16 protein-coding genes are annotated in these 17,318 nt (G+C 54.3%); 8 read left to right on the top strand and 8 right to left on the bottom strand.

All coding sequences use genetic code 11. From position 1 onward, the window contains the following. Positions 1–8 precede the first annotated feature (8 nt). The 8 genes from MIM_RS18440 (at position 9) to MIM_RS18475 (ending at position 9,946) form a co-directional block, all read left to right on the top strand. On the top strand, positions 9–800 hold the full coding sequence (locus MIM_RS18440; protein ID WP_025374238.1) for a class II aldolase/adducin family protein: 792 nt from the start codon (positions 9–11) through the stop codon (positions 798–800). Continuing rightward, the gene (locus tag MIM_RS18445; RefSeq protein WP_025374239.1) at positions 797–2,032 is read left to right on the top strand and encodes an acyl-CoA dehydrogenase family protein; all 1,236 of its coding nucleotides are present in this window, start codon (positions 797–799) and stop codon (positions 2,030–2,032) included. Before MIM_RS18440 ends, MIM_RS18445 begins: the two co-directional genes overlap by 4 nt. An 11-nt stretch (positions 2,033–2,043) precedes the next feature. Continuing rightward, positions 2,044–3,216: an LLM class flavin-dependent oxidoreductase gene (locus MIM_RS18450; RefSeq protein ID WP_025374240.1), complete on the top strand. Its 1,173-nt coding sequence runs from the start codon at positions 2,044–2,046 to the stop codon at positions 3,214–3,216. 41 nt (positions 3,217–3,257) lie between these two features. After that, entirely contained in the window at positions 3,258–4,880 is a 1,623-nt protein-coding gene (locus MIM_RS18455) for a rhodanese-like domain-containing protein (protein WP_025374241.1), read from the top strand. Beyond that, positions 4,877–5,926, top strand: a complete 1,050-nt coding sequence (locus MIM_RS18460; protein WP_042070549.1) for a ketopantoate reductase family protein — start codon at positions 4,877–4,879, stop codon at positions 5,924–5,926. The genes MIM_RS18455 and MIM_RS18460 overlap by 4 nt, the downstream gene beginning before the upstream one ends. A gap of 24 nt (positions 5,927–5,950) precedes the next feature. Further along, a complete protein-coding gene (locus MIM_RS18465) occupies positions 5,951–7,147 on the top strand; it encodes an acyl-CoA dehydrogenase family protein (RefSeq protein ID WP_025374243.1) in 1,197 nt (398 codons plus the stop codon). Positions 7,148–7,210: 63 nt separating this feature from the next. Further along, on the top strand, positions 7,211–8,344 hold the full coding sequence (locus MIM_RS18470; RefSeq protein ID WP_025374244.1) for an alpha-hydroxy acid oxidase: 1,134 nt from the start codon (positions 7,211–7,213) through the stop codon (positions 8,342–8,344). Positions 8,345–8,347: 3 nt separating this feature from the next. Next, a complete protein-coding gene (locus MIM_RS18475; protein ID WP_025374245.1) occupies positions 8,348–9,946 on the top strand; it encodes an ABC transporter substrate-binding protein in 1,599 nt (532 codons plus the stop codon). A gap of 56 nt (positions 9,947–10,002) precedes the next feature. Here the strand turns inward: MIM_RS18475 and MIM_RS18480 are convergent, their stop codons facing one another. The 8 genes from MIM_RS18480 to MIM_RS18515 all read right to left on the bottom strand — a co-directional run bounded on the left by MIM_RS18480 (position 10,003) and on the right by MIM_RS18515 (position 17,317). Then, positions 10,003–10,881: a branched-chain amino acid ABC transporter permease gene (locus tag MIM_RS18480; RefSeq protein WP_025374246.1), complete on the bottom strand. Its 879-nt coding sequence runs from the start codon at positions 10,879–10,881 to the stop codon at positions 10,003–10,005. Positions 10,882–10,893: 12 nt separating this feature from the next. Next, positions 10,894–11,751, bottom strand: a complete 858-nt coding sequence (locus tag MIM_RS18485) for a branched-chain amino acid ABC transporter permease (protein ID WP_042070551.1) — start codon at positions 11,749–11,751, stop codon at positions 10,894–10,896. Positions 11,752–11,757: 6 nt separating this feature from the next. Continuing rightward, the gene (locus tag MIM_RS18490) at positions 11,758–12,516 is read right to left on the bottom strand and encodes an ABC transporter ATP-binding protein (RefSeq protein WP_025374248.1); all 759 of its coding nucleotides are present in this window, start codon (positions 12,514–12,516) and stop codon (positions 11,758–11,760) included. Beyond that, positions 12,513–13,301 (bottom strand): ABC transporter ATP-binding protein, encoded by a 789-nt coding sequence (locus MIM_RS18495; RefSeq protein WP_042071757.1) that lies wholly within the window; start codon positions 13,299–13,301, stop codon positions 12,513–12,515. Before MIM_RS18495 ends, MIM_RS18490 begins: the two co-directional genes overlap by 4 nt. A 2-nt stretch (positions 13,302–13,303) precedes the next feature. Then, positions 13,304–14,548, bottom strand: a complete 1,245-nt coding sequence (locus MIM_RS18500) for an ABC transporter substrate-binding protein (RefSeq protein WP_025374250.1) — start codon at positions 14,546–14,548, stop codon at positions 13,304–13,306. A 38-nt stretch (positions 14,549–14,586) separates the two neighbouring features. Beyond that, complete coding sequence (locus tag MIM_RS18505) at positions 14,587–15,132, bottom strand: carboxymuconolactone decarboxylase family protein (protein ID WP_025374251.1); 546 nt, start codon at positions 15,130–15,132, stop codon at positions 14,587–14,589. 21 nt (positions 15,133–15,153) lie between these two features. Then, entirely contained in the window at positions 15,154–16,497 is a 1,344-nt protein-coding gene (locus MIM_RS18510) for an LLM class flavin-dependent oxidoreductase (RefSeq protein ID WP_025374252.1), read from the bottom strand. 394 nt (positions 16,498–16,891) lie between these two features. Continuing rightward, positions 16,892–17,317: a hypothetical protein gene (locus MIM_RS18515; protein WP_144084685.1), complete on the bottom strand. Its 426-nt coding sequence runs from the start codon at positions 17,315–17,317 to the stop codon at positions 16,892–16,894. Between the last annotated feature and the right edge of the window lies 1 nt (position 17,318).

The raw sequence follows: 17,318 nt of genomic DNA on the forward strand, positions 1-17,318 counted from the left end.
CAAGAACCATGTCATTACCTATCCATCCGGAAGCGTCAGAACTTCAGCACAGAGCACAACAGCAAAGAGAAGATCTTGCAGCAGCGCACCGGCTGGCGGTATGGCACGACCTGACCGAAGGCATCTACAACCATCTCACCGCCATTGTCCCAGGACACCCTGACCGCTTCTATGTACCTCCGTTCGGGCTCCACTGGAGCGAAATCCAGGCCAGTCAATTGCTAACCGTGGATTTCTCGGGCAGGATTCTGGAAGGCGAAGGTATTTTGCAACGTTCGGCATACTGCATCCACGCTCCCGTTCATGCAGCTCATTCGAAGCACGCGGTGGTTCTGCATACCCATATGGCGTACACAAGCGCCCTGGTGCGTCTGCAGGACCAAAAACTGCAACCCCTTGGACAGACTGAGGCATTGCTGATCGATCAGATTGCCTATGATGATCACTATGACGGGCTGGCACGTGATTGTGCCGAAGGTGAACGACTAGCTGCAGTTCTGGGTGAGAAAACCATTCTGTTCATGGCCAATCATGGCGTGCTGGTCACAGGCAAAACCGTCGCAGAAGCCTACGATCGTCTCTATTGCCTTGAACGCTACGCCCGGGTGCATCTGCACGCGCTGTGGACAGGATTACCCACAAAAGTGCTTACCCCAGAGCAAGTAGCCAAAGTGCAGCACCAAATCAACAATACCGCTCTGCATAGTGCGGACGCAAGCACATACAAGCCCGCTTACCAGCTTCACTTTGAAGCGCTGCGCCGTCTGCTGGACAAACGCGAACCGGATTATGCATCATGAATGCCATTGAATCAATAACATACGAACAAGATCGTTCAGCATCCATCAGCAATGAGCACTTATCTTTGGTCAGCAGCACATTGCCCGCGCTGTTAGCTGAATTGGCTGAGAACGCCGCTCAACGGGATCGTGACCGAACCCTGCCGTATGACGAAATTCGTCGGCTTACCTCACTCGGATTTGCTGCAGCACGGGTTCCTGCGGAGTATGGCGGCAATGATATTGATATTCTTGAACAGGCAAAGCTGTTTATCCAGCTGGCTCAGGCCGACCCCAATATCGCCCAGGCATTACAGCCACACGCATGCGGCCTGGAAAAAATCCGGATTTACGGTACGCCAACCCAGCGCGCTCACTATTTTTCACTTGTCCTGCAGGGTGCCATCATCACCAATGCGTCGGCTGAACGCGGCAGCGCGATCGTCGGTGATATTAAGGTTAGACTTTCCAGGGATGACGATGCGTGGACGCTGAACGGCGATAAGCACTATTGCACCGGCAGCCTGTACGCAAGCCATTTCTATATCCTGGCTCTGCGAGACGATGGACAGCGCAGCATTGCACTCGTACCAAGGGATCGGCCGGGCGTTGAGGTGCTTGATGACTGGAATGGTATGGGTCAGCGCACCACAGCCAGTGGCACCGTCCGTCTGCGCCAGGTTTCGGTAGCCGAGAACGAACTGCTATTGCTTCCCGCTGCAGGAACCGTCAGGACATACGAAGGCGCGTATGCGCAGTTGCTGCATGCGGCCATCGACTGCGGTATTGCGCTGGCAGCCTTCGCCGACGCAACCGAATATGGTCGCAACCGCGCTCGTCCCGTGCCGGAAGCGGGTGTTTCCCGCAGCAGCGATGACCCTTACGTACAGCAGGCCGTAGGAGAAATGGCAGCGCTGGCCCATGGCGCGCAGGCGATGGTCGAACGAGCAGCTGCCGTCTTGCAGGCAGTCGTTCCCGACGCCTTAAGCCACCGGGCAGATGAAACGAGGCTGAGCAATGCCTCCATCGCCGTCGCTGAAGCAAAAATGGCAGCAACCCACGCCAGCCTGCGTGTCAGCGAAATGCTTTATCAGGTTGGCGGCGCAAGCGCAACAACGCGTATCTGGAATTTCGATCGCCACTGGCGGAATGCGCGTACCCACACCACTCACGACCCGGTCGCCTATAAGGCCAAGGCGGTAGGCAATTACTATCTGAACGGCACGCTGCCCCCTATCAATACCAAAATCTGATGTTTTCCACTATGACCAACACGACTTTACCTCTGCCATCCCTGCCCGGCCAAAGCCCGCTGGGACAGGCACTTGAGCAGCCTCTACTGCTGGGATTATTCCTGCCGATCCATAACGGGGGCTGGACCATGTCTACATTGCCAAGAGATACAGACTGGACCTTCGATTACAACGCAAAATTGACCAGGCAGGCTGAACAGCTCGGGTTTGACCTGGCTTTCGGACCGGCACACTGGCTCTCCAAAGGCGGCTTTGGCGGAGAAACGAAATACCGCGAGCAATCGCTTGATGCGTTTATTGCTACTTGCGCTCTTGCTGCTGTCACGCAAAGGATACTACTCGTCTCGACTATTCACATTCTGTACGGCCCCTGGCATCCGCTACATCTGGCCAAGTTCGGCGCTACGCTCGATCATATAGCCAAAGGCCGCTGGGGCCTGAATATCGTCACCGGTTTTCGCAAGGACGAGTGGGCCATGTTCGGACAACAGCAAATTGATCACGACACACGCTACCAAATCGCAGATGAATATGTCGATATTCTGAGCAAACTCTGGAGCAGCAATGAAAACCTTGACTATGAGAGCAACCGCTGGCAGCTTAAACAAGCCTTTATCACGCCCAAACCTCAATACGGGCGTCCAATACTGGTCAGCGCAACGAGCTCGCCAGCCGGTATTGCAAGCGCTGTCCGACATTCAGACTTGATTTTCATCACCAGTCCAACCGGTGCACAATTTGAGAAAGCCATCGGCGCCCTGCCTCAGCTGAATGCCAGCGTCAAGGAGCACGCGGTACGCCAGGGTCGAGACGTTCGTACGCTGATCAATCCCATGATTATTTGCCGTGAAACCGAACAGGAAGCGCGGCAGGTATACCAGTCCATCCTGGCAAAGGCCGATCAGGGCGCGATTGATGGGTTCTTCCACTCTCATGCGACCGGAGACAGCCGCTCCTGGCGTGGTCACGAGCGGGACGAACGTACTGTAGGCGGAAACATCCAATTGGTCGGCACACCCGAACAGATTGTTGAACAGTTGCTGCAACTGAAGAACGCCGGTTGCGATGGTATACAGATCTGCTTCTTCGATTACGAGCCGGAACTGACCTACTTCGGTGAGCGCGTCATTCCTCTGCTGGAACAGGCTGGGTTGCGCAAACCCATTGCCCAATCTCTGGCATAGCACCCTCTTCATCATACTGATTTGCAAAGGCATACCAAAACATGACACACGCATCCGCCATAGTAGCTCTGGCCATTGAACCGACGACGTTGCACAACTGGCTTTCGGATAACCAGGAAATCGCCCTGATTGACGTCAGCGAGGCCGGCCAGTTTGGCGAACAGCATTTATTCTTCGCAACCAATTTTCCCTACAGCCGGCTGGAACCTGCACTACTCGACAAGGTGCCGCGCAACGATACGCGTCTTGTATTTACCTCTACGGACGGTGTCGTGGCGCAGCTTGCTGCATCCAGGGCAATTGAACTCGGCTACAACCATGTACACTGGCTGGCTGGCGGTACGCAGCAATGGCAGCAGGAGAACTATAAAACGTTTCAGGGCGTGAACGTTCCCAGCAAGGCCTTCTCGGAATATGTCGAGCACGCGTTTAGCACAGGGTCCATAACAGCTGAAGCGCTGATGCACGCGCAGCAATCGGGACAGGATCTGATCCTGCTTGACTCACGTACAGTGCAAGAACATCGCAAATTTCATATACCCGGTGCCATCAGTTGTCCCGGAGGCGAGATTGTCACGCGCTTCCACGATGTCGTCACGTCGCCTGATACACTCGTGGTAGTAACCTGCGCTGGCCGAACCCGGGGTATTATCGGTGCACAAAGTCTTATCGATGCGGGCGTAACTAATCGCGTCGTGGCGCTCTCCGGTGGTACGCAAGGGTGGAGGCTCGCCGGTCTGGACCTGTACTATGGACCCGGCCAGGAAACGCAACCTGCTAGTACGAGCGCTCAGGAAAGTGCGCGCGCCAAGGCACGTCAATTGGAAGAGCGCTCAAGCCTTGCACGGATCAATTCTGAAACACTGCATGCCTGGCAGGCAGATCAGACTCACACTACGTATATATTCGACATTCGAAGTCGTGATGAATTCGAAGCCGGTCATCTGGCCGGAGCTACCTGGGCCGAGGGCGTTCAACTGATTCAATGTTTCGACGAGTATGCAGTAGTGCGCCACGCACGTGTTGTGATCGTCGACAGCGACGGCAGTCGTGCCACCCTTGTCGCCCACTGGCTGCACCGATTGGGTGCGCAAGTCGTGTTGTTCTCGCCAGCCGACGAAAATGCGTCATCAACGAGCCCTGATGTCGATACTGCCGCCGTAGCCAGGGATTGGGAAGGCACTCCGTCAATCAATGCACAAACGGCGTGGGAGTGGGCAACACAAGGCGCTGTTCTTCTTGATGCTCGCAGCAGTGAGCGTTACCTGCAATCACATGCTCCAGGCGCACTGTGGATCAATAGATCAGCAATCGGATCGACGATCATCGAGAAAATCGAAGCTGCGGGTCGGGCCATTGTTCTTGCCGACGATGACACCGTCGCGCGCCTGCTGGTGCAAACTTTGCTCACACACCTCAAAGAAACCGTAGTGCCGGGGCAGTTGGCCGTTGTCGAAGACGGATTCGACGCATGGCAAACTGCCGGGCTGGCCTTGGAAAACGCCCCCGTCGATCTGGACAAGCATGTGAGGATCGATTACCTGTTCTGGCTGCACGACAGACATGATGGTAATCTTGACGCAAGCGCAGCCTATTTACAGTGGGAGGCAGATCTGCCTACACAAATTGGGCCTACCTCCGAAGCTGGATTCAGACTGCCATGACCCGTATCTGCATCTACGGCGCGGGTGCCATCGGCAGCCACTTCGCGGTGCGTCTGGCGCAGTGCCCGGGCGTTTCGCTCTCTCTCATTGCGCGTGGCGAGCATTTGGTCACCATCCAGAACAATGGACTAACATTGGAAACCGATAGCGGCAATGTTCATGCCACGATCAGCCAGGCAGTCGGTCATGCCCGGAATCTGCCGCCGCAGGACATTGTCATTGTCGGGTTAAAGGCCACCGATATCGCTGACCATGCGCAACACATCGGATCATTGCTCACCGATAACGGTATCGCCGTGTTTATTAATAACGGAATTCCCTGGTGGTGGGGTTACGGCCTGGATGCTGCTTTAACCCGTGCCGCGGCAGAGTCGAATGCAGACACGCCAACACTTGCCTTGCTGGATCCCGATGGGGCCCTCTGGTCCCATATCAGACCGGAACGTGTCATCGGAGGTGTCGTCTATTCCCCAAACGAAATTGTAAAGCCGGGTCATGTCAGGCATCGGGGACAGACACGCATTCTGCTGGGTGAACCGGCACCGCAAGCAGTAGCCAAAAGCACGCGCTTGTCTGCACTGATCAAGCTATTGAATTCTGCCGGACTGACCGCGACTGCTGCCAAGGACATTCGGGCGTCTGTTTGGGAAAAGCTGCTGGTCAATATCGCCAACAATACGATCTGCGCCCTTACCCGCCTGGATAATCAGGCGCGTATGCGCTCTCCTGATCTCTTCAATCTGGGTCGGACCCTGCAAGCCGAAATCCGCGCAGTGGCCGCAGCCATGGGCTGGTCAGTGCCCCCCGCAGTTGAATCGCGCCCCACTGTAGAGACAGCAGCACCCGCCCCTGGTCATCGGCCCTCAATGCTGCAGGACGTACTTCGTGGACGGGCCCTGGAAGTGGACGCGTTGGTTGGCCAACCGTTGCAATTTGCCCGCCAGTTTGGGATAGCCACGCCCGTATTAACACTCGTTCACACCCTCCTGAGCGGTTTGGATTGCTCAGTCAAACAGCAAGCAGCACGTGCGCCTGATCACGCATGAACCTTCGCATCATTCCAGATACCTATGAGTTACACCACCACCCATCTCATCCCAAATGAACTATTGCAGCGTATCACCGCAGGTGCGGCAGAGCGCGACGCCAAACGCGATCTGCCCTTTGCGCTGATCCAGGAACTTAAAGCCAGCGGTTTCGGGCACCAACGCCTGTCCGGCACCTACGGCGGTGAGGGGGCCACGCTTGTCCATATGTTTTCGGCAGCGTTTCAATTGGCAGAAGCAGATCCGAACGTGGCCCACATTTGGAGAAATCACCATGTCGTAATGGAGCGTCTGCTGAATACGCCATCACAACACCCTTTGCTGAACAAGTTGCGCGCTCGCGTTATTGCAGGAGATATGATCGGCCAGGCAAATACCGAGATCAATCACCCGCAGATTGGAGGCAATGTTCCATTCTTCAGCAGACTGGTAAAAAACAACGGGAAATATGAATTGAATGGCAAGAAATTTTATTCAACCGGCGCGCTCTATTCCGACTGGATTTATGCCCCGGTTTCCCTGGAAGATGACCGGCGAGTCATTGTGATACTGCCAAAAAACCGAAAAGGCATAGAGACAATCGACGACTGGACGGGTATGGGGCAACGACTGACGGGGAGCGGCACTACGATCTTTGAACATGTTCATGTGGACTCCGACGAGATACTTTTTCCCGAAGACATTCCTCAACAGCAGGGTCAGTTCGGCTCCACTATCGCACAGCTATACCTGACAAGCATTGTCGCGGGTATTGTGTCCGCCATCACTCGCGATGCTGCCGAGCTGCTCGGCAAACGCCACCGCAATTTCTACTATGCTCCGGATTCAGCTGGTGCGCGTGATCCCTTGCTACTTGCCGCTATGGGTGAACAGCAGGCAGCTGCTTTTGCGGTCCACGCAATTGTCCAGGCTGCCGCTGCTGTCGCCGATAAGGCGTACATTGCCCTCATCGCACAGGACAGCCAGGCCGGTGATTTTCTGCAAGATGCCGCTGCGGCAGCTGCCAAAGCAAAAATAACGGTGGACCGTATAGCGCAACACACAGCCTCTGCGCTGTTCGACATTGCGGGAGCCTCGGCCACCCTCGCACATCACAATCTGGACCGACATTGGCGCAATATACGCACGCTATCCAGCCACAACCCGATCACTCATAAAGCGTATGCACTGGGTAACCTAAGCATCAATGGCGTTCCGCTACCCACTCAGGGTTTTTTCTAAATCAGCCCATCTACATCGTACATCGCAGGCTTAAACAGCGCTATCCCGCAATAGACATCAACCATGACCTCAAGCATCAATTCGACCTTGTTCACCTTACCTGTTCCTGCATCCAATGCGAACAAGAGCGACTTCAACACGTTATCAGAACTCTGCAGCGCAGCACAAGCGAACCTACCCAAACCGATTTGGGACTATCTGGCTGGCGGTGCCGGCACCGAAGCCACACTGCGTCGCAATCGGGCAAGCCTGGACACGATAGGCCTCAGAGGTCGGGTCCTGCGCGATGTTCGCCATATCGACACTCAAACGACGCTTCTGGGGCTTCCTTTGGCGTTTCCTTTTTTCCCAAGCCCTATCGGCTCTCTAGGTTTGATTCACACTGCCGGTGCAGCAGCCGTCGCCGAGGCTGCCACCAGCATGGGAACCACACAGTTTTTCGGAATCAATTCGGAAATCGCCATTGACAACGTTGTATTGCACGCCACGCGTCCGCTGGTGCTCCAGCTTTATCTGCGTGGCGATCTCGCCTGGGCCAGATCGATTATTGATCGAGCGGTTACGCTGGGTTTTCATGCGCTTTGCATCACGGTTGACGTACCCGTCATTGCCCGCCGAGATCGCGATCTCATTAATGGTTTCGTTGCACTAGACCAGCAGGCACGGCCCAATTTACAAGCTACACAGAGCGGCCCCGATAGCGTCGTGCCCGACTGGCAGCTCATTGAAAGCCTCGTCAAACACTCATCCCTACCAGTGATTATCAAAGGCATTCAGACGCTGGAAGATGCCAGACTGGCCGAGTCGGTTGGTGCCAAAGCAGTTTATCTTTCCAATCACGGAGGCCGTCAACTCGATTACGCGGCGTCAGGCATTGAAATGCTAAGCGAAATCGCACCTAAGCTGAACGGATCTATAGAGATCTACGTCGATGGCGGCTTTCAGAACGGCAGCGATATCGTCAAAGCCATTGCCCTGGGAGCGCGGGCCATCGGTCTGGGCAAAATGCAGGGATACGCACTGGCTGCAGGCGGTGCAGCAGGCTTGCAACAAATGCTCAGACTATTGCACGAAGAACTCGCAACCACGATGGCGCTCGTTGGTGCCACGCGGCTAGACCAACTTGGTCCGCAGGTGCTCAGACCATTATCGAATATCCAAAACGAAATCACCACACAATTTGCAGCAGGAGTATAGTCTATGAAAAAACAACTGGGCAGATTCATTTTGACGCTCGCCGCGGTATCCACCTCCCTGTTCGTTCAAGCGCCAGCGAGCGCCGCAACGCCTGTAAGGGGAGGGTCCTTGCAGGCGATTGTTCAACCTGAACCGACAGCGCTGACCTCGTCATTTCAGAACACCTTTCCGAATTTGATCGTGTCGGCAAACATCTTCGACGGCTTACTTACCTACGACAAGGACAGTAAGCCGCAACCCGGTCTGGCGGAACGTTGGGAAGTGACCGATGACGGGTTGACCATGACGTTTCATTTGCGACACGGGGTGAAATGGCACGACGGCAAACCATTTACTGCAGCCGACGTCAAGTTCAGTCTGCTGGAAGTCTGGAAGAAACTGCATACGCGTGGGCGGGTGACCTTCGCTCCGGTCACCTCTGTCGACACACCGGACGAATATACAGTTGTATTACACCTTGCGCACCCGTCAATCGTCATTCTCAGTGCGCTGAATGCTGTGGAGTCGCAGATCATCCCGAAACATATCTATGAAGGAACCGACTTCAACAAAAACCCAGCCAATATTCATCCCATTGGCACTGGCGCTTTCCGATTCAAGCAATGGAACAAAGGGCAATATATCGAGCTGGAACGCAACCCCGACTATTGGGACAGTGGTAAGCCCTATCTGGATAGCCTGATTTTTCGTATTATCCCGGATGCGGGCTCACGCGCTGTAGCGTTGGAAACTGGCGAGGTGCAATATGCGCCCTACGATGCGGTCCCTCATTCAGACGTAAAGCGTCTCGAACAGACAGGTAGATTAAAAGTTACCACCGACGGATTCAGTTGGCAAGCTCAGAATGTGTTCCTGGAATTCAATCTGCGCAACCCGATTCTCAATCATTTGAAAGTTCGCCAGGCGATTGCGCACGCCATCGATGTAAAGGATCTGATCAACACAGTCTGGTACGGCTTCGGCAAACCTGCAACAGGCATGATTCCGTCAAGTTTGACCGATTTCTATACTACAAAGCATGTTCCACAGTACCCTTACGACCCGCGGCGCGCCGAAGCGCTACTGGATGCGGCAGGTTACCCCCGCAAGGAAAACGGCATTCGCTTCTCCCTGAAACTGGATTATCAGCCGTTCAATGAAGCATACAAGTTTCATTCAGAATATTTGCGGCAGAAATTGAAAGCTGTGGGCATAGATGTGACAGTGCGGAATCAGGATCTGCCTACGTTCATCAAACGTATCTATACCGACTACGACTTTGATATTAATACCGGACAGATCTCGCCCTATCTGGATCCGCAAATTGGCGGCATTCGCCATTACTGGTCAAAAAGCATCGCCAAAGGCGTACCGTGGACCAATGCCTCGAATTACTCAAACCCCAAGGCCGACGAAATCATTGAAAGGATACAGATCTCCAATAATCCTCAGGAAAGGTTTCGGCTATTTCACGACCTGCAACGCATCGGCATGGAAGATTTGCCAGTACTTCCTCTGTTCGAAATTCAGCACTTCACGCTGTACAACAATGCACTGCAGGGTGTAGGAGCCGAACCCGATGCCGCGATTTCTTCATTAAAAAATCTCTGGATCGCACCATAAAATGAGCCCGTTGCTGCTTCATTGGGGGAAACCAGCGAAGCAGCCCCGATGCCACCTCACCGATTCCGGATAAACCGATATTCCTTGCTAAACCCCTGCGGTTTAAAGATAAGCAACAGGATCAGAATCAATCCGATCAGAATCAATCTCAACGCTGCCAGTTGATGCGGCGCCAGCCAGGAAATGTAATCGTCCAGAAAGCGCGTGCCTTCCAGCAGTAAAACCACCGTCAGGCTGCTCAGGAGCACGCCGCGATGGCTACCGCGTCCGGCCAGAATCACCAGCATAAACGCCGATGCCGTCATGGCAACGCTAAACTGCGAAGGATCTATATACCGATAATAAAAGGCATGCAGGCAACCTGCAATACCAAGTGCCGCACCACCTAAAGCGAAGAAACGCAAGCGTACGCCCAGAACGTTCTTGCCCACGCTCTGCGCCACCAGTGGATCATCGCGCAAAGCGCGGGCCGTTCGACCCAGCGGTGAACGGGCGATCACTTCAAAGGCAACGAAAACCACCACCAGCATGATGGCTGCCAACGCCAACAAACCCGTATCGCTCGCGACGGGTCGGGGAATGTTCGGAATGCCAATGCTCCCCCGGGTCAGCCATTCTTCGTTGTTGATAATCAATTTGACGCTTTCCGCGAAAGCCAGCGTCACAATGGCAAAATAATCATCTGCAAGGCGGACAGAAATCAGGCACACGAGGGCGCTTACTGCAACCGTAAGAAGAACCGTGACCGGCATGACCAGCCATGGCGACCACCCCAGTTGCGTCGTGAGCAGCGCACAAACATACGCGCCGATCATATAAAAGCCGAAAAGCCCGAAATTGACCAGCCCTGCCATGCCCCACTGTATATTCAGGGCAAGGCCGGTAATGCCAGCCATCATCGCCAGGGCGACCAGAGAAAAAAGATATGCTGTCATGAACTGTTTTTCCTATCGGGTCAGCCAGCGCTTGCCAAACAATCCAGTCGGGCGCATTGCCAGTAAAAGACTCATCACAACAAAGGCGACCAGCGAACGATAGTGGGAAGGGAGTACCAGTGTCGCCGCTTCGGACAATACACCCATGACGAGTGCACCCGGAATCGCAGCCAGCGGATGCGTCAGTCCTCCCAGTATCGCAGCGGCAAACGCAGGCAAGGCGTAAGTCCAGCCCATTTGCGGATCCACTGTGGCATCCAGCCCGATCAGCATGCCGGACAGGGCCGCAAGCCCTCCCGCCAGGGCCCAGGTGATGGAAATAACGTACTGCTGTGAGACACCGCGAGAGGCTGCCAGCGCCGCATTATCGGCCACGGCACGCATCGCCCTGCCTAACCGGGACCAGCGAAAAAGCATCCAGACAGACAACAGCACCTGCAGGCAGATGATCAGCACCTGCACTTGCTCCACGTTGATGCGCAGCCCGGCCCACCGCCACGGACGCGACAAGGCCACGTCGTAGCCGACCGAGGTGTTGCCGGCCACAAAGCGGATGATGTTTTCCAGAATAAATGAAACCCCCATGGAAGCCACCATCAGTGTGACCGCCGAACGGTTCCTGAGTGGTCGAAACGCAAGAAGATCCACGATAACCGCCAGGCCTGCAGACAACACCACGGCAATGATGCCCGATATCCAAAGTGGCAAACCCAGCACCACATTGAATGCATAAACCAAATAGGCGCCGCTGGTGATCATGGCGCCAATGGCGAAATTGGCAAACCGCAGGACACTGAAAGTCAAAGCCACTGCCAGGGCAGGCAGAGCGACCAGCAAGCCGGTTATCAGTCCATTAAATAAAATTTGCATGATCACTTATTCAAAAACGGTTGTGGCAGGCGCGTCATGGGAACCGGACGCGCCCAAAAAGAGCGCCGCCAGCGATGTATCCTGCGCCAGTTCGCTTGCAGGCGCCCGATGACGGACATGCCCCATGACCAAAACCAGCCCCTGTTCTGCCACTGACAGACCCAACTGTACGTTCTGCTCAATCATCAGCAATGTCAGACCCGTCTGCCGAATCCGGTCGATAATCTCAAACAGCAGGCGCGCATTACGTGGCGACAACCCTGCAGAGGGTTCGTCCAGCACCAGAACCCTCGGATCAAGCATCATGGCGCTGGCCACCGCAACCATCTGACGCTGCCCACCGCTAAGCAATCCTGCGGGCGTGTGCATATGAGGCTTGATTTCTGGAAATAATTGCAGAACCGCGTCCAGCTTTACAGACAATCTGCCCGCTGCACCACGATGATGAAAATCCCAGCCCAGGCGTAAATTTTCCCGGACGGTCATATTCCGGAATACGTTGCCTTCCTGCGGCACAAAGACCAGACCTGCACGTGTGCGTCCCTGCGCACTCATGCGCGTGAGGTCAGTATCGCCCATTGCTATCGTGCCTGCCTGTACCGGAATCTGACCAGCAATGGCTTTAAGCAACGTTGATTTGCCTGATCCATTGGGGCCGACAATCGTTAGCGCACTTCCCTGCGCTACGGCCAGGTCCACGCCGTGCAGCACAGGCTTGCCGCCATACCCCGCCCGCAAGCCAGATACAATCAGCGCGGCGCTCATAGCGTGACTCCAAGATAGGCATCCTGTACCCGACTGTCGACAACCACTTCGGCAAACGTACCCTGGGTCAGCACGGCACCATCTGCCAGCACATAAACGGTGTCGCACAGGGCGGCAATCAGATCCATATTGTGTTCGACAACGGCAAAGGTCTTGCCTTCGCCTCTCAGGTCGCTGATGAATCCAGCCAACTCATTCATCAGGGCCGGATTGACACCAGCCGCAGGTTCATCCAGCAGAATAATGGGGGCATCCAGCATGAGTGCACGACACAGTTCAAGCAGTTTTTTCTGACCTCCCGACAGGCCTCCGGCCGGGCTATCGGCCAGTCGGGTCAGCCTTGTTCGTTCCAGCAGCGCCAGTGCATGCTCAACGGCCTGCTCCTGTGTTTTTCGAATGCTATCGCGCTGTAGAAAAGTACGCCACAGGGCATCGCTTCCCTGGTCGGGCCAGGCCAGCAGCAGGTTTTCAAGCACGGTGAGGCTGTCGAGCTCCCGCGCCAGCTGAAAAGTACGCGCAATACCTGCGCGGGCGCGTTCATGCACAGGAAGCCGGGTAATGTCTCGCTGACCCAGCCAGACACTGCCGTGATCAGGCTCGGCGCTACCGGCCAGAACATTGAACAGCGACGATTTCCCTGCTCCATTCGGCCCGACAATGCCGGTAACCTGGCCGCGTTCGATGTCAAGCGAGATGCCATTTAATACCTGCAATCCACCATAGGACAGCCGGATATCTCTGGCGTACAGCCCTGTCGGATCTTGCGTGCCCCGATGCGCAGTCACGGTCACTCGATCAATCCCTGTTGATGATTGGCACCATCTTTGATAATGAAACGCCCATAGGAACGATGCAACTGGTCCCCTGTCGGCGTAAACTTAAACTGCGCTCCGGCGCCACTGTAGGAAATCGGCTTGCCGGCGCGAAGGGTTTTGAGTCCATCTACCGGATTTTCTACCACAGTACCCGGACCGTTGACTACATCCAGAATAGATTTGCTGAAAACAGCAGGATCGGTGCTTCCGGATTTTTCTATCGCCAGCGCGAGCACAGAGACTTCATCCCACATATTGGAAGGGAAAATAGCCAGCGTATTCTCGGGCGTATTGGTATGCTGCGAGAACGTTTTATAAGCGGTTGATTCTGCGGGTGGAATCGACTGAATATGATTAATGCCTTCAGCTACTTCAGCGCCTACATTCTTGATGAATGCGCCTTCAGCGTCCGCTGCCGATGAGTTTGAATAGATTTTGCTGGTAAAACCACTGCGGAAAACTTCGCGGGCAATAGCAGACAATTCAGGAAGATAGCTCGGCAGGAAAACGGCATCGGGTTCTGTAGAAAAGACCTTTTCCACTTCGGCACGATAGGAAGATTGGCCCGGATTGTAATGAACCACATCCACGATCTTGCCGCCCAGTTTACGAAACTCGGTAACAAAAGGATCTACCATGATCGTCCAGGCTGGCGCCTGCTGAACCATTACCGAAGCCGTACGAGCCCCGTCTAGATAAGCCGCACGCGCAAACACCCTGCCCCAATCGCTGCCGCGCGCCTGAAACCGCCATACCAGGCCTTTGTTATCGCCCTGAGTGACCTCGTCACCCGTACCGGTCACCAGCAAGGGCACGCCCCGCTCCAGCGTAAGCGGCTTAACGGCCAATGCCACTGAGCTGCTCCACAACCCTGTGATCGCAGACACTTTGCTGACATCCAGCAGCTTGCGGGCAGCAGCCACACCCGCAGTCGGGTTGGTTTCACTATCGGCAACAACGATCTCCAGCTTGCGCCCGTTCAGAACACCGCCCGCTTCGTTATTAATGAAGTCGGCCGCGCGCTTGGCTGCGTCAGCCATACCTGGCCCATACGCACCACCCGCACCACTTAATGGTACAAGAACGCCAATCCGAATGGGTGGGGCGGCCTCCTGTGCAACAGCAGGTGCAATGAAGGAGTTGGCTGCAACGCCCGTGAGCGATGCCAACACGAGGCCGGGCAACAGCCGGCGACCATAGCGGAGAAAACGAGACATAAGAGGTGCCATGATATGAAAATTACAATTGAAATGGATCAGACGGGATGAGCCGCAGTACTGCTTTCGCCAATCTGCAAAGCCTGGTTGAAGCGGTTAAAGAATCCGCAAAGAGAAATGCGCAAGGTCAATTCAACAATCTGTGCTTCGGTAAACTCCCGACGCAAACGATCAAACAACGCCTCAGGAATGCGTTCGGCCGCCTGAGTGACGGCGATGGCATAATCTACTACGAGTTGATCGGTTTCGGTCAGCTGACCCTTAGCCGTGCCATCAATCAGCGCCTGTGGGTCGTCTATGGTCAACCCTTCAACCTGCAAGCGAGGATTGTGATTTTCGACGCAGTAAAGGCAACGATTCAGTTGTGATACCACAACGATGGCCAGCTCAACATAGCGGGACGGTATATTTTGTTGTTGCTTCAGCGTCAGCAACATATCAAACAGATTTTCGGCGGCGGGCTGCACATGAGACAGTACCTGAAACTGATCTGCAAAATGTGCGCCGTTGCCGGTATAGCGCGGAAAAAGCGCCTGAAGCGCGGGGCTCAGTTCCCCAACGGGACGTTCTGAAATACGGGGCATAGTGTTATTCTCTTCCAAAAATCAAAGGGATACCGTGCTGCGATACGGGCCTGTCGAAAGCAGTTTCTGACGAAGCACGCCATCGGCATATTGCCGTTTGTATGCGCCTCGGCGCTGTAATTCGGGTACCAGATAATCCACAATATTGCGAAACGTACGCGGCATTTCAATGTATGCCAGATTAAATCCGTCAAGACCGGTGTCATTAACCCAGGCTTGCAGTTCATCTGCCACTTCATTGGCATCGCCCACCACAACCGGGCCTCTGCCGCCAAGCGCAACAAATTCCAGTGCATCGCGCAAAGTCCAGGTTCGCGATGGGTCCAGTTTGCTGAACGACGCCAGCGCCGACTGTCCGGCGTTCGTATCAACATAGACCAATTCATCATCCAGGTTGTAGCGGGACAGATCAATACCCGTCCAACCCGAAAGCAGTGTGCGGGCACCCGCGAGGTCTGCCCGCGCCAGATACGCCTGGTGTTGCTGGCGGGCAAGCGCCGAGGTCTCTTCAACAATCACAGTGAACATGGCGAATATCCGGACATCATCACGGCCACGTCCTGCTGCCTGCAACTGCGATTCCAATTGCGCGACACTGCGCCTGACGCCCTCCCGTGTTGGTGCGCCCACAAAGACGCATTCGGCATGGCGAGCCGCAAACTGACCACCGCGCTGCGAGCCGCCTGCCTGGAAAATCAGCGGCGTACGCTGTGGTGAGGGTTCGCACTGGAAAATACCGTGAGAGCGAAAATACCGCCCGTCATGATTAACGGTATGTATCCTGGCCGCGTCAGCATACGTCCCTGCCTGTGCGTCACGCAGAACAGCGGCTTCATCCCAACTGCTTTCCCAGAATCGATAGCATAAATCCAGATACTCATCGGCGCGATCGTAGCGTTCATCATGGTCAAGCAGGCTCTCCTGCCCTAAACTACGCGCGCCGCTCTCCAGATAAGAGGTAACGACATTCCAGGCCACCCGCCCCTTAGTCAGATGATCCAGGGTGGTAAACCGGCGTGCCAGCAAATACGGCGGATCGTAGGCCACCGATGCCGTCACGCCAAACCCAAGGTGACGGGTGGCGTGCGCCATTAGCGGAATCAGCGGAAATGGGTCGTTCATGGGAGTTTGTGCAGCGCTGGTCAATGCGCTCACAGCCGAGCCGCCATCAACATCGTACACGCCGGTCACATCGCCCAAAAACAGCGTATCGAACAGGCCCCGCTCCAGCAGCTTTGCAAGATCTACCCAGTATTGGGCATTGAGATAATCAGACGACGTATCTTCAGGGTTGGTCCACTGGCCAGGCGCCAGATGACCGACACAGTTCATCAGAAACGCGTTCAGGCGTATTTCTTTTGTCATTACACAGCCGGAATTCAGATACAGCAAACCAAGTAGTCTATGCCTTGCTGTCCTGATTCACCAATACCGTCTGAATATATCTATATAACTGATGAAACTATGAATGGATTTTTAAATAACTAATTGTGGATAACTGAACAAAAAAACAGAAAACACGTACCCGACTCTTCACTGCACTTGTTTAAGTGGGTTAAAGCGAATGTTAATCTTATTCTGCAAACAGATATCAACAAAATTTAACCCCTCATCTAAGGTTGTATAGATCTGATATTTTCACCAATGAAAATATCAGATCTATCCTCTTATCTTGAGCGCGTTCGGTATGCAAAGCACGCGTTAAATATAGAAATATTCACGCTCAGCATCTCATTTATGCAATCCCTCTTCAGGACTCCTACACATCAATGAACGTTTCGTAAAATGCTGCCCTGTCTTTTGAAAAAACAATAAGTATCTTACCCTCCGGAATTCGTTTTTTTGCATAGCCACCAAGACACAGCCCCAATTTTCTGAATAGTAGATACGCTTCCCCAATGCCGGAAACGGGTTCCTCCAGAGCGCATAGTTTTTCGAACCCCCCTTTTTCAAAAACAGAAATGCCATTAATAACAGGCTTCCCTTTTTTAAGGATAGAAATGGCCGCCAATTGCCCTCCATCTGGGTACTCTAAAATGCAATCTGCGCGAGTTTCCTCCATTGTTTTCGTGTAGTCATCATAATATTCCTCATCCGCCGGACCCGAAACTTGAGCCACCTGCTCTTGTGTCATTCCGAATTTGAATTCGTTTACCTTTTCAAAGGATTGAATCATATATTCCATT

The organism is Advenella mimigardefordensis DPN7, assembly GCF_000521505.1.
Taxonomy (GTDB): Bacteria; Pseudomonadota; Gammaproteobacteria; order Burkholderiales; family Burkholderiaceae_B; genus Advenella; species Advenella mimigardefordensis.